This is a genomic window from Algibacter sp. L1A34 (assembly GCF_009796805.1).
Classification (GTDB): domain Bacteria; phylum Bacteroidota; class Bacteroidia; order Flavobacteriales; family Flavobacteriaceae; genus Algibacter.
Genome location: NZ_CP047029.1, coordinates 3,774,793 through 3,787,726 on the forward strand (window position 1 = coordinate 3,774,793; position 12,934 = coordinate 3,787,726).

At 30.8% G+C, this 12,934-nt stretch carries 14 protein-coding genes; 3 read left to right on the forward strand and 11 right to left on the reverse strand.

The genetic code is table 11. The annotated features are described in order from the left end of the window. Position 1 precedes the first annotated feature (1 nt). Both GQR97_RS15980 and GQR97_RS15985 read left to right on the forward strand, forming a co-directional pair. On the forward strand, positions 2-1,345 hold the full coding sequence (locus GQR97_RS15980) for an HlyD family secretion protein (RefSeq protein WP_158850206.1): 1,344 nt from the start codon (positions 2-4) through the stop codon (positions 1,343-1,345). Positions 1,346-1,350: 5 nt separating this feature from the next. Further along, positions 1,351-2,739 (forward strand): TolC family protein, encoded by a 1,389-nt coding sequence (locus GQR97_RS15985; protein ID WP_158850208.1) that lies wholly within the window; start codon positions 1,351-1,353, stop codon positions 2,737-2,739. Between the two features lie 998 nt (positions 2,740-3,737). On the opposite strand, the gene GQR97_RS15990 is transcribed toward GQR97_RS15985, so the two are convergent. From GQR97_RS15990 to GQR97_RS16025, 8 genes are all read right to left on the reverse strand, one after another. Then, positions 3,738-5,429 (reverse strand): patatin-like phospholipase family protein, encoded by a 1,692-nt coding sequence (locus tag GQR97_RS15990; RefSeq protein ID WP_158850210.1) that lies wholly within the window; start codon positions 5,427-5,429, stop codon positions 3,738-3,740. Positions 5,430-5,521: 92 nt separating this feature from the next. Then, positions 5,522-5,794: a hypothetical protein gene (locus GQR97_RS15995; protein WP_158850212.1), complete on the reverse strand. Its 273-nt coding sequence runs from the start codon at positions 5,792-5,794 to the stop codon at positions 5,522-5,524. Between the two features lie 67 nt (positions 5,795-5,861). Then, the gene (locus GQR97_RS16000) at positions 5,862-6,251 is read right to left on the reverse strand and encodes a hypothetical protein (protein ID WP_158850214.1); all 390 of its coding nucleotides are present in this window, start codon (positions 6,249-6,251) and stop codon (positions 5,862-5,864) included. Between the two features lie 33 nt (positions 6,252-6,284). Continuing rightward, complete coding sequence (locus tag GQR97_RS16005) at positions 6,285-6,503, reverse strand: peptidase M6 (RefSeq protein WP_158850216.1); 219 nt, start codon at positions 6,501-6,503, stop codon at positions 6,285-6,287. 73 nt (positions 6,504-6,576) lie between these two features. After that, positions 6,577-8,142 carry a M6 family metalloprotease domain-containing protein gene (locus GQR97_RS16010; protein ID WP_158850218.1) on the reverse strand — a complete coding sequence of 522 codons (1,566 nt, stop codon included), beginning with the start codon at positions 8,140-8,142 and terminating at the stop codon, positions 6,577-6,579. Between the two features lie 289 nt (positions 8,143-8,431). Next, positions 8,432-8,896 carry a response regulator transcription factor gene (locus GQR97_RS16015; protein WP_158850220.1) on the reverse strand — a complete coding sequence of 155 codons (465 nt, stop codon included), beginning with the start codon at positions 8,894-8,896 and terminating at the stop codon, positions 8,432-8,434. A gap of 355 nt (positions 8,897-9,251) precedes the next feature. Further along, on the reverse strand, positions 9,252-9,551 hold the full coding sequence (locus GQR97_RS16020; protein ID WP_158850222.1) for a hypothetical protein: 300 nt from the start codon (positions 9,549-9,551) through the stop codon (positions 9,252-9,254). Between the two features lie 147 nt (positions 9,552-9,698). Further along, entirely contained in the window at positions 9,699-9,917 is a 219-nt protein-coding gene (locus tag GQR97_RS16025) for a hypothetical protein (RefSeq protein WP_158850224.1), read from the reverse strand. 38 nt (positions 9,918-9,955) lie between these two features. Between GQR97_RS16025 and GQR97_RS16030 the strand changes: the two genes are divergently transcribed. After that, a complete protein-coding gene (locus tag GQR97_RS16030; RefSeq protein ID WP_158850226.1) occupies positions 9,956-10,264 on the forward strand; it encodes a hypothetical protein in 309 nt (102 codons plus the stop codon). Between the two features lie 16 nt (positions 10,265-10,280). Here GQR97_RS16030 and GQR97_RS16035 read toward each other — a convergent pair whose 3' ends face one another. The 3 genes from GQR97_RS16035 to GQR97_RS16045 all read right to left on the reverse strand — a co-directional run bounded on the left by GQR97_RS16035 (position 10,281) and on the right by GQR97_RS16045 (position 12,928). After that, positions 10,281-11,027: a hypothetical protein gene (locus GQR97_RS16035; protein WP_158850228.1), complete on the reverse strand. Its 747-nt coding sequence runs from the start codon at positions 11,025-11,027 to the stop codon at positions 10,281-10,283. 101 nt (positions 11,028-11,128) lie between these two features. Continuing rightward, positions 11,129-11,863 (reverse strand): LytR/AlgR family response regulator transcription factor, encoded by a 735-nt coding sequence (locus tag GQR97_RS16040; RefSeq protein WP_199269867.1) that lies wholly within the window; start codon positions 11,861-11,863, stop codon positions 11,129-11,131. A 48-nt stretch (positions 11,864-11,911) separates the two neighbouring features. Beyond that, entirely contained in the window at positions 11,912-12,928 is a 1,017-nt protein-coding gene (locus GQR97_RS16045) for a hypothetical protein (RefSeq protein ID WP_199269868.1), read from the reverse strand. Positions 12,929-12,934: the final 6 nt, after the last annotated feature.

A 12,934-nucleotide genomic window follows, 5' to 3' on the forward strand; every position in this document is an offset into this window, starting at 1 on the left:
TATGTTAAATATAACCAACAATAAAGTTTCAGAATATATAGACTTAAAAGCCTTTAAGTCGGGGAAAGATATTTTTAATAAAGAATACCATAAGCGATTTAAAAAATTCCTTAAAGTATTTTCTATAATCATTGTAATTATCGTCTTTTTACCATGGACTCAAAATATATCGAGTACAGGTTTGGTAACAACTCTAAAACCCGACCAGAGACCACAATCCATACAGTCTCAAATACCAGGACGTATTGAGGAATGGTTTGTACAAGAAGGGGATTTTGTAAAAAAAGGTGATACCATTATCCGTATTTCTGAGGTAAAAAGTGATTATTTCGATTCACGTTTAGCAGAACGAACAGGCAATCAACTTAGCGTAAAATCATCGTCTGTAGAAGCTTATAAAAACAAGGTAATAGCTTTAGAAAATCAAATTTCGGCTTTACAACAAGAACGCAGACTAAAGCTAGAGTCTGCCAAAAATAAATTACTACAAGCACATTTAAAAGTAACCACAGACAGCATGGATTTGGAAGCTATTAAGATAAATGCTGATATTGCAAACACTCAATACAAACGTACTATTTCTTTACAGGAAGAAGGCTTAAAAGCAGTTAAAGATGTTGAAGAAAAACTTAACAAATTGCAAGAAGCAGAAGCTAAGTTAATGTCGCAACAAAACAAATATTTAAGTACCAAAAATGAAGTAATAAATGCACAAATTGCTATATCTACAATAAGCGCAACTTATGGCGATAAACTAGGGAAGGCTAAAAGTGGTTTATATACGGCGCAATCGAGCGGTTACGATACTGAAGCCGAGGTTTCTAAGCTAGAAACGAGTTTAGCCAATTACACAAAACGTACCAGTTTACTATTTGTTACAGCACCACAAGATGGCTACATTAATAAAGCGATTAAAGCTGGTATTGGTGAAACGTTTAAAGATGGTGAGCAATTGGTAAGTATTATGCCAGCAGATTACGATTTAGCGGTTGAAATGTATGTACGCCCAATAGATTTACCTTTAATACATAAAGGTGAAAATGTACGTGTACAGTTCGATGGTTGGCCTGCTATTGTGTTTAGCGGTTGGCCAAATGTATCTTACGGTACTTATGGCGCCAATATTGTGGCCATTGAAAACTATATTAGCAGCAATGGTAAATACCGTGTGTTACTAAAACCAGACCCAGATGATGTGGCTTGGCCAGAAGCGATTCGTGTGGGTTCTGGAGCAAAAAGTATTGCGCTACTTAATGATGTGCCAATTTGGTTTGAACTTTGGAGACAAATAAATAGCTTCCCTCCCGATTTCTATAAAACTGAATATTCTAAAGATAAAAAGTAACTCGAATGCAGAAACTTGTAATTATTGTACTGTTTTTAATGTCTTCCGTAGGTTTTTCGCAAGAAAGTGATCCTGTTTTATCATTAGAAGAATATTTAGGGTATGTAAAAAAGTACCACCCTATAGTGAAACAAGCTCAACTTATCACAACTGAAAGTGAAGCGAAATTATTAAAATCTAGAGGTGCTTTTGATCCAAAATTGGAAGTAGATTATAACCGTAAAAAGTTTAAATCTACCACGTATTACGATAAACTAAACACCACATTTAAAATCCCTACTTGGTATGGTGTAGAGCTTAAAGCCAATTATGAAAATAATGACGGGACCTATTTAAATCCTGAATATAACACTCCAGAAGATGGTTTGTATGGTGTTGGGGTTTCAGTTTCTTTGGCGAAAGGTTTATTAACCAATGAGCGCATGGCGACTTTAAAACAATCTAAATTGTATTTAAAATACGCGCAGGCAGAACAAAAACTTGTAATAAACGATATTTTATACAATGCTATTTCTACCTATTTTAATTGGTTAAAGAATCACCAAGCCAAATTGGTTTACAGCGATTATCTTAAAAATGCAAATACCCGATTGCAGAATGTAAAAAGCAGCTTTTTTGCTGGAGATAAACCTGCTATTGATACTTTAGAAGCAAGTATTAATTTTAAAAATAGAAAACTCGATTTTGAAAAAGCGAAGATTGGGTATATTAAATCGGCTTTAGAACTATCAAACTATTTATGGATAGAAAACAACATTCCTTTAGAGTTAGAAGAAGGTGTTTTTCCAGATATTACTACTATTGATAAAATAGATGTTATTTTAAACAGTTCTGTATTAAATAGCACGGAAGAATTAATAATAAACCACCCTAAACTTCAAAGTCTTCAAATAAAAAAGGAAATCTTAACTGTTGATAAGCGTTTAAAAACAAATAACTTATTACCAAAAATAGATTTGCAGTATAATTTTCTGTCTAGCGATTATCAAAATGCTAACGATTTTAATACTGCTAATTACAAAAGCGGATTAAATATTAGCTTTCCCTTATTTTTAAGAAAAGAACGCGCTGATTTAAGATTAGCTAAAATGAAACTTCAGGACATCGGTTTTGATCTTTCGGCAACTAAAGTTAATTTGAAAAATAAAGTAAATGCTACCATACAAGAAATAGATTCGTATTACACGCAGTATGATCTTCTTCAAGATATTGTTAAAGATTATAAGCAAATTGTACATAGTGAAGAACGTAAATTTAGTCTAGGTGAAGGTTCTCTGTTTTTGGTTAATTATAGAGAAGTTAAACTTATTGAAAGCCAATTAAAGGCGATAGATATTGAATACCAATTGTTTATTAGTAAATCTAATTTGTTGCGGGTTTTAAATAATTTATAGAACTCCAATATTATTTTAAATTATTAGTATAAACTTAATCTAAGTGTATTTTATTGCTCTTTTTCGAAGTAATTAATTATATTTGGTTTCCCTAAAATAAGCGTATAATTCTTAAATGTATACAAGCCAGTCCATTATTATTAGCACATTAAAAAAAATAAAAATTATTGATATTTTATTTTATGCTTCATTTTTGATTTCGGTAATAATTAGTATATATCTAGACATAAGGATACTACGATATGCAATGCCTTTCGTTATCGCGACTATATTACTAAAGTATATTAACCTTACTAAAAACAAAGCGCAACCTCTTTTTGTATTTGCCTTGCTTGTCATGTTACTTTCTGATATTTTATCTTTTTACGACTTTAAAACATATTTTGTATGGATTTCAATATTAGTATCCATTTATTTAATATGTTGTACACTTATTCTTAAAAGATATATTAATATAGGAAAACTAAAACCTATATGGTCAATATCCGTATTAATTAGTGCATTATCAACGAGCTACATTATATATACTACTCTCAAATTATTAATAAACATCGTTCCAAATAATCAAGTGTTTTTTGTAGTAATGTGTGCTACTTGCTTAATAATTTATGCTGTCACGTTCGCTATAATTTACTTAAATGATAACTATAGCGCTGGCACAATACTATTAACATCAGGAATTTTTATGATTTTCCAAATTACATTAAGTTCCATTAATAAATTTTTATATTTTGATAAAACATTCAGTGTTTTAACTGTTATTTGTCATGTAATATCAATATATCTTTTTATGAAGTTTATTACTGAAACAGAAGTTATACAATCAAAAGATATTAAAGAAAATTTCATCTAAATATATTGTTGGTGTTTTTCGCAACTAAAAGAGCTACTTTCCTTTTTTAAGTCCACGAACAAGGAACCTAAACAATCGCATTTGTGCTTAATACTTTAATATATTCTACGAAGTGAGCTTTTTAGTTATAAATAGAACCTCACACCTATCTATTTAAAACATTTACAAGCCATAAAGGTTCTTTATTAAACTTAATCCAATCTTGTTGTAAAGCACCATAAAGCTTATCTATTTCTGTAAAATCGGTTACATTACTATCAGGATCGGCTTTTAATTCTAAAATATATTCCATAAGTTCATAACAAACTGTAAACTGTCCGCAGGCAATTAAAGTTTGCATTCTATTTTTTACAATATCTTTTTTATCCCACCATAAAGTTGTTGGAGTTTCGGAAGCTGTTAAGCAAACACTTTCTAAATTTTTGCTAGGCAATTTTATTGCTTTATTATAACCAGGACTGTTGTTATATGGTGATTTCTTACCATTCAATTTATAAACAGTTGCTGTAATGCGTTTGTTTTTTAACTGACTTTTAGAATAAAACAAATCGTAATTTACACGACGCATTTGCTTTAGAAACACATCGTTTATCATGGTCATAGCCGATGTTATACGGTTAGAAAGCATTACTTGTATTAAGCTAATATCCAATTTTTCAAAAGTTAAAATATCATCAAGTAAAGCTTCGGGTATATTCTTATTAAATACATGTTTCAATCTAGAAAGCACCGCTATTTTAACGGATGATGCTACAAGGCCAAATACCGTTAAAAGTAACCCCATACCAAAAAGAGTACTTCCTAAAATATACCAACCCACATAATCTGTTGGCCCAAAAACCTTCATATTGTTCAAAAGTAAAATTAGCAAACCAACCAATAGAATAATCCAATAAATGGGTTTAATTGAAAAATATTGCAATACCTTATTTATTACTCGTTTGGCGGTAGATTTCTTTTCAATTTTAGTGGCATCTTGTTGCCAAGGTTTCATTTTATAACTACCAACATCGTTAACAATTATTAAATCTAAATTACCTTTCATTCTATCGCTAATAAGCATCATACTACCAATACCTTGATTATCTGCAATACCACCATCCATGATACCTACGCCGTCTATAAACGTATCTAACCCTTTTAAATTTTTATATGAAGCATCGTTGTGGTCTTTAAAATAATCGTCTGGAAAAATCAAGGGTTCAAAACCAACAGGAAAACAAGATGATGATGCAATTACATCTCCTAATTCTACTGCATCGCGTAAAGCATTAATTTCTTTTTGATGGTTTTTATAAAGTGGATTATTTCCAAAATAACCTCGATTTTGAAAGCGATAAGTTAACCCGAAAGAAAAATCTGTAGCATTGAAACATACTTGCTCAAGTTGTTTTATTTTATCTTTTTTAAACTTTCCGAAGGTACCTTCAAATATGGGCATTTCGGAATATGTTAAAGCAAAAGCGTTAATTAGAGATCTATTTTTATATGGATTGGCTTTCCAAACAGTATCATTTTCTAATTTGGCAATAGCACTTTCTAGAAGCACATCGTTTTCTGGTGTAAACGTATTGTAGAAATTTTTAAAAAAGGTTTTAAAATTATAATCTGGCATTTGAACCGCTTTAGCATAGCCAACACCTGTTAAGGTACCTCCACTTACTGTACTCAATGCCTTTACGGCTTTTAATAGCGATTTATTGTTATAAGAAGCTTGATCGAGATAAGATAATACGCCTAAAGCAAAAAAAGTAGCACGATAACCACCACCACTAAAACAAAGTCCAATACTTTCAAAAGGTATAAATTCTGAATTTTTATCTAATTCTTTTGCCATGGTATGTTTTGTGTCTTTATGGTTTAAAGATAGTTATAGATTTAAACCTATTTGTAAGTAAAATTACTTGATTATTTTTTATTTCTGCATAATTAAAATTGCTTAGAAACATTATGAAGTAAAAATACTTGTTTCAATGGGCCACCTAATACTTCTATTTCTGCAGAAATCACATCTTCAACTTTAAAACCTATTGTATTATTTGCGTCTATAATTTTTGCGATTAGAAGCTTTCCAACAGATAAAAAACCTGGATAACTACCAGCTTTAGGTAATTCTAAAATTACGATCTTTACTTCATCATTTTCATTTAAAACATCAACAACAGCAGCTTTAATAATCGTGTTATTTGGTGTAAATTCCATAGTTTTATATTTAAATAATTAAAGCCTAGATTAATTTTATTAAAACTAATCTAGGCTTATAAAGATATTACTTTTTTGTAGATGATTTTGTTGATCGTGTTGTTTTCTTAGTCGATTTAATAGCATCAACCTCATCTAAACTCATCGGTTCTGGAAGTCCTTCTCCGCCAGTATCAATACTAAGCGAAGCTTCCATATCATTAGGGCTTGGAGCAAATACATCTGCGACAGAGTCTGCACTTTCAAAGTATTCGGGACTTGGCGCTACCATATCTCCTAGACTTCCTGAAGGACTTTCATGATCCATTAAGCTAGGTGTTGGAACTTGCCCTTCAAAACCATCCAATGTACTTGTTTCTATAATATTTGGTATTGGTATTTGGCCTTCTAAACTCCCGCTAGTAGCAGAACCTAAATTCACTTTACCTTCACCCATATTAAAATTTATTGTCATCATAATTTCTATGTTTTTAAATATTAATACTTCGATTTACAGGTATAATGTACTTATGAGGTTTGATGCATCTGTACTACCAGTAACCGTTTTATTATTTCCTCTGGCTACGTTTAAAATTATAAAAATATTAGTAACACCATCGGTAGATAATTGACCTATTTTACGCCATCCTAAAGTTTCAATATTTGCCCATGCATTTTTACTATGTGGTGATGCATAAGTTCTCAATACTTTTTTATTTGAAAAATTCATAATTTAAAATTTTATAGATTAATAATTCTTTTTATTGTGTAGTTCGCTGTTAATTATATTCGAATTCCCGAATTTAGTTTAAGTATGCAATATGGATATGAGAGCTATCAATACTAGCTGTTACCGTTGTGTTTTTTGCTCTTGCTATATTTAACAGAAGAAAAACGTTGGTTACACCATCGGCTGTAAGAATATTTACTTTTCGCCACCCAATAGATTCTATATAAGCCCATGCATTTTTACTATGTGGTGATGCATAAGTTCGCGTTATCTTTTTAGTTACCCATGTTGTACCTCCAGATCCTGCAGTAACATTAGCTGTAATGTTGTTTCCAGATCGTGTAATATCTATAACTTTTACTTTAGAATCTGTATTAGCATAAGTTTTACTATTTGGGCTCGATGTGTTTGTAAACGCTTTGTTTGTTGCTAAAGGAAACACATCAGACGCATCACCACTATTGGCATTTGTGTTTAAATGTCGGCTACCATCAGCTTGTTCAATATCTACTAGATAATTGTTCTCATCGGTATTGTTTCCTTTGGTATCATCGATGTGCTCTATAATCATACCTTCACCAGGAAGATGTGCATCAAAACCATTTTTTTGACGATTAGATAACAAAAAGTATTCCTGACTATTAGCACTGCCAATAGGTAGTTTAATAATATCCTTATTGTTATGATATGGTTTAAGCGTAATATTTTTTGTATCATTAAAAACTACTGTAGGTGCTACCCAACCACATTTAACTTTACACCAAGCCGTTGGATGTGCAGGGGTATGACCGCCGTTATTCCAACTTCCTCCAGCCATTAAATCCCAACGACCTGTACCTCTAGATGAGTAATCGGTATCGTATAAATCTGGTAAACCACATAGTAAATGTCCAAGCTCGTGAGCCATTACACCTACTCTACCATCTTCTGGCGCCATGAAATATCGGTTAATTTTTACGCCATCTACATTTTTTGGAGTAATACCCCATTTATGTGACCAAAAATCTGACTTGTTACCAGACGATTCTCCACCTGTACCAGCACAAATCACAATTAAAGCTTCAACAAACCCATCTCCGCTGTTGTCATAATTACTAAAATTAACGTGTGGATTTGCTAAATCAATAACATCCTCAACACATTTTTGTGCGTTTTTGGGATACGATCCAAAACCAAAGTCATTATTAGTGTAATAGGCTTTTGTTCTTGGTGCTCTAAACCATCCAGATGTTGCTCCGTTTTGGCCTTTTACTTCACCTATAACATTTAAATTTCCGTATGAAGCTTCTTTATAAAAATCACGCATACTTCCAGTAGCATAGGTGTTTTGAGAAAAAAGCATATTATTAAAATGTGCTTGATTTTCCACAGCTTTTTTATCTGAAAAATCGACAAGTAATACAATAGCACGTTTAGTACCTGTTACTGGTGCTTGGTTTAAAGACTCAGAGTGGTCGTGTGCTCTTGTACGTTTAGAGCGGGTCGTTATTAAGGTAAACGTACTCATGTCTAAAATATCGATATCATCAATATCTTCGAATCCAGTTTCCTTAAGGATTTTCTTTTTTGTGCTTCTTATTTTATCCTCCAATTCTGGTGATGGCGGACAAATACATAAGCATTCTTGATGTTTATTCATCTATTCAAAATTTATAAATTAAGTTACTCTTTAATGGATTTTCACTTTCCTCCAATTATGCTTTTTCAAAGTTAGTTCTGCAATACTTTTTACACAATACCCAAGGTTAGGTATTTTAATATAAATCGCTTATTTTCAAATACATATAGTATTATATGTTCTAGGTTTTAGACATTATTATATATCCAAAAACAAAATATTCTAAGTATCTATTTTAACAAGCTTATTATTGATTTACCTCAAAATTTATTAAAAAAACAAAAGGAAATATCTTTTTATAAAATGAAGATTATATGAGGTTGAAAGCATAAACGTAACGCATAATATGTGTAAACGATTTAATGCTTAATTTAAAGTTGATATTTTTCCGATGTTGCTCAACAGTACTTCTACTAATAAAAAGTTGTTCTGCTATGTTTGGATTGTTGAAGCCTTTACCAAGAAGTTGAATTATTTCTTTTTCCCGTTTGGTTAGTTTATTAAATTTTTCAGAATTCTTTTTAACGAATTGTAACTCTTCTTTTATTCTGAAAAATTTTCGGCTTAATTGTATTTTCTTATCAGAAGTTACTGAACGCCTTTCATTCGATAAATTATAAGTAAGGTTTTGTTTTAAACTGGGTTGATGCCAGCCTTCGTTTATAGCAACATGTAAGCTTTGATCATTTATTAATAATTGTAATAAATGATTTATAGTATCTTCATTGTTACCATCTAATATGGTTCTTACTTGATAATTAGATATTGTTGACATACTGAATATATTAAATTAATAATCAGCTTTTAATGTCGTTCTTGAAGGAAAATAAACAGTTTTTAAATAATTTCAGAGTTACGATTGTAACCTAAATAATTCTATATTTCATGAATTGACTACACTAATAACTTGTTCAAAATTAACACATTAAACATATTTAATCATCAGGATAATACTGTTTTTATAAAAGGTGTTTTTCCTGTTTTTTTATAAAACTAAAAACTCTTTATTTTTTTATAGTAAACGGTTAAAAAGTAAAAACCTCTCATAAAAATTGAATACTATCAATAGTTATGAAAGGTTTACTATTCTAAATTGTAAAGACAAAATAGATTATTTTATTACGCTCTATTTATTTTAAAAGTGCTAATAATCCAGTTAATTCCGTTAAGTTTAAACTAGAATTGTTATCTGTATCTAATGTATTAAAGTTCTCTGATACAGAACCTATTGCTTCTGTAGAGCTAATGGCTTCATCTTTATTAGCATCTAGTAAAGTAAACAAGCTAGATACTTGTTGTACTGTAGAGTTTGAACTTAAAGAACTTAATAAAGTTGCAGCACTAGTAATGCTTGATGTATTCATGTTTTTTACGCTGTTACAACTAGTTAAACTAACAACAATGGCTAGAGATAGTATTACTTTTTTCATAATGTGTTTAATTTTATTTTGAACAAATGTAGTACTACACACTGTTTTTGAGAAAAGGAATATACCAACACTGTAATTTCACCTTTTAAACAAGTAGATTTTTAGATGAAACCCTTTTAACTAAAATTTTATTAAAGTTCTTATCAATTATCTAAAAACACTAACGGTTCCTTCACAAGTCCATTGCGTATCGTTTTCATCATCATCATAAGCTATAAATGTATTTGTTCCCGTAAAATCGCCATCTGTTTCAGAATAAACGTAATTACCAGTAAACTTACGTTTACTACCAGAAGGCAATGTGTATATAGTTTTAATAATTAATGCATCGCCATTCAACTTATGATTTAAAAAAATGAGACGCAACCAAACACCTATTTTAACATCTAGTATAAAATAGAATTATGAAAAAAATAATTTACCTCTTTATTTTTTCTCTAACAGTAATATCTTGCGGTTCGGATGACGATGTAACAAATAATCAATATGAGTTTATATCTGAATATATTACCACGGTAGTCGTTGGTGGAGTTGTAGGCATTACTGAGCGAACCTTTGAAGTGGGAGAAATTTACAACGGAACCAATCAAAGAAACGACTCGATACGCATAAGAATTGCCGAGCATGGTAAATTAAATGACGATTGCCCTAATAGTTGGTGTTACCAAGAGCTATTGGATGTTCCTGCTGAATTTCTTAAACTCCATGAATAGTTAAGTTTAGTGAGATTTAATCTAGCTCCTCTTTTAACTTGGTGATTAATATTTTAGTCTTACCGCGCAATATTTTAGCGTTGTTTAATTGTATCTGTGTTTGCAATAAGCGGTCTATAATACTGTTCTGATATTCTTTGTTTTGCAGTAAAGCACTATAATCCGATTTGCTCCCAAATTCTTTAATATGATTATACTTCTCGTTTTCTTTAGGGAGCATATCCACCAACGAAATATGTTTTTCTAAAACAGGTTTTAATCTATTAGCAATTATAGTTTTAATTTTGGCATTTTGTTTTTTAAACCCTTCAATTTTATTTGGGTACATCACAATTAAATCTTTTAACTCTGCATTATCCAAAAGTTCAAATTTAGTTGTATTAACAAGCGAATTAATAGAACTATCTTGGAGGTTAACTTCTTTATCAAATATATTAATTATAGTATCTTTTGCACCTTCTGTTATTTCACTTGGAGCTTTACCAACATATTTTAAAGTGTTTTCTAGACAGGTTATAGTATCAGGATATTCATCTAATAAACCTCTTAATATATGTAAGTTCGTATTTAGCTCTTCATTTAAATTATTGTAGATTTTATGCTCCACAATATTGTTTTTTCGAATATCATTTAAATCATTTATTTTCCAAGCAATGGATATACCAATTACAATGAGTACTATTTCGCCTAACGCATATATTACATAAGATTTAAACTTACCTAAGGCAATTAGATTTCTTCTTAATTTACGAAATATTTTCATTTAATGATTTTATTAAAGAGCTTAAACATAGGATTAATTTAGTATGTAAGAATCCATTACAAAAGTTTTGCATAGTTGTAATAAATTGAAATATAATAGTATTATAGGTTTAACGAATTGGAATTAATATAGTCTAAAAAAGTACTCTTGTATTGCTCGGAAACTGTTATGCGCTGCTTATTAATTATAATTTGGCTACGCTCTACAACTTCTATATTTTTTAGAGCCACAATAAAAGAGCGATGCACGCGCATAAATTGCGTATCTGGTAATTCTTCCTGTAAGGACTTTAAACTCATTAATGTTAAAATAGCCTTTGGATTATCTTTTATCCAAATTTTAATGTAATCTTTTAAACCTTCAAAATACAACACATCTGCTAGCTTAATTCGTAACTGTTTATATTCAGATTTTACAAAAAGAAACTCCTTTTCTTCAGAAACCGTATTTTGTTGTTTTCCTTTTACTAATGAGAACCAAGTGTTTGCTTTATTTGCTGCTGCTAGAAACTCCGCATAATCAAAAGGTTTTAAAAGATAATCTAAAGCTTCCACTTTAAAACCATCTAGGGCATATTGATCAAAAGCAGTAGTAAAAATAACTCGTGTTTCTTTTGGTAGCATTTTTGAAAACTCCAAACCAGTTAAATCTGGCATTTGTATATCTAAAAATAATAAATCTACGGGGCGCTCTTTTATAAACTCCATAGCTTCAATAGCACTACTACATTTTTGTTTTAGCTCTAAAAAAGGTGTTTTCTTCACATAACTTTCCACTAAATTAAGCGCCATAGGCTCATCGTCTACAATAACACAGGTGATTTTTATATTGCTCATAAGTTTGGTTTATATATTAAAAGTAGTCATAAATTGGAATACTAAAGTTTAATTAACAGTGTATCTAACAATAACCTCATTATCTAAAATAATATTTGTTGACCATATAAATTGAGCATCTGCCTCACTATCATCAAAAATATTAGTAAAATTAGTGTAAGAAGGTTTATTATCCACACCTATAGTATTATTTGTAAACTCGGTTGCGTTAGGCCATTCGTTATCATCAAAATCTGCAGATTGCCAATTTAATGGTGTTTTCCAATGCAAAGCGTAATATAATGTTCCGTCATTAGAGTCTTCTGTACTGCACGTTTCACTTAACCTTAAAGTACCTTCTTCTTGAACACAAGACAAATCTATTAAAGGCGCCGTGTAAAATGTTTGGGCTTTCCAATTAGTATCTGTTGTTGCGATAATATCTCCACTAGCATCTTTAAAAACAGCTACCATTCCACCATCTCCTGGATGAAACGTTTGTCCTCTATTAGCCTCAGACCCTAAACCACTATTTTCTTCCCAATCTACCAATTTCATGGCTATTGTGAAAGGCGTGTTTACCTTAAAACGAACTATATTAGAATTAAACTGTGTAAACGGAACATTGTCCTTACCTACTGGAGTTCCATTAATATACATTTCAAAATAATTATCAGCAAATACATATGCCGTAACTATTTCACCATCGGCATCAACCTCAATAATATCTGTTCCGTCTAAAGCTGCTAAAGCTTCATCTGCCGAGGTATATTCCACTTTTGTACATGGATTAAACAAATCTGATGCAAAAGGAAAACTATCTTCAGTAAAATTAACCTCAGCAGGAACCGTCCATTTACTGCCATCTGTTGCGGTAGAAACGCCTATTGGTGCTTCTCTACCTCTATCACATTCAAATATATTTTGAGTAAGCACTGTTGCTGCCCCTTGAGATACAGAGGCTGTACCTTTATATATTTTTGAATTTTCAGGTGTTGTTTTCTTAGCGTTTTCACCATTTTTACAAGCCGTCATTGTAAAGCAGGCTAAAACAAACATTAGTGTCGTATTCTTTAAGTATATCATTTTATG

Bases quoted from the DNA above. Each gene is read 5' to 3' on its own strand.
- GQR97_RS15980 (WP_158850206.1), top strand. From the start codon at position 2: ATGTTAAATATAACCAACAATAAAGTTTCAGAATATATAGACTTAAAA.
- GQR97_RS15985 (WP_158850208.1), top strand. From the start codon at position 1,351: ATGCAGAAACTTGTAATTATTGTACTGTTTTTAATGTCTTCCGTAGGT.
- GQR97_RS15990 (WP_158850210.1), bottom strand. From the start codon at position 5,429: ATGGCAAAAGAATTAGATAAAAATTCAGAATTTATACCTTTTGAAAGT.
- GQR97_RS15995 (WP_158850212.1), bottom strand. From the start codon at position 5,794: ATGGAATTTACACCAAATAACACGATTATTAAAGCTGCTGTTGTTGAT.
- GQR97_RS16000 (WP_158850214.1), bottom strand. From the start codon at position 6,251: ATGATGACAATAAATTTTAATATGGGTGAAGGTAAAGTGAATTTAGGT.
- GQR97_RS16005 (WP_158850216.1), bottom strand. From the start codon at position 6,503: ATGAATTTTTCAAATAAAAAAGTATTGAGAACTTATGCATCACCACAT.
- GQR97_RS16010 (WP_158850218.1), bottom strand. From the start codon at position 8,142: ATGAATAAACATCAAGAATGCTTATGTATTTGTCCGCCATCACCAGAA.
- GQR97_RS16015 (WP_158850220.1), bottom strand. From the start codon at position 8,896: ATGTCAACAATATCTAATTATCAAGTAAGAACCATATTAGATGGTAAC.
- GQR97_RS16020 (WP_158850222.1), bottom strand. From the start codon at position 9,551: ATGAAAAAAGTAATACTATCTCTAGCCATTGTTGTTAGTTTAACTAGT.
- GQR97_RS16030 (WP_158850226.1), top strand. From the start codon at position 9,956: ATGAAAAAAATAATTTACCTCTTTATTTTTTCTCTAACAGTAATATCT.
- GQR97_RS16035 (WP_158850228.1), bottom strand. From the start codon at position 11,027: ATGAAAATATTTCGTAAATTAAGAAGAAATCTAATTGCCTTAGGTAAG.
- GQR97_RS16040 (WP_199269867.1), bottom strand. From the start codon at position 11,863: ATGAGCAATATAAAAATCACCTGTGTTATTGTAGACGATGAGCCTATG.
- GQR97_RS16045 (WP_199269868.1), bottom strand. From the start codon at position 12,928: ATGATATACTTAAAGAATACGACACTAATGTTTGTTTTAGCCTGCTTT.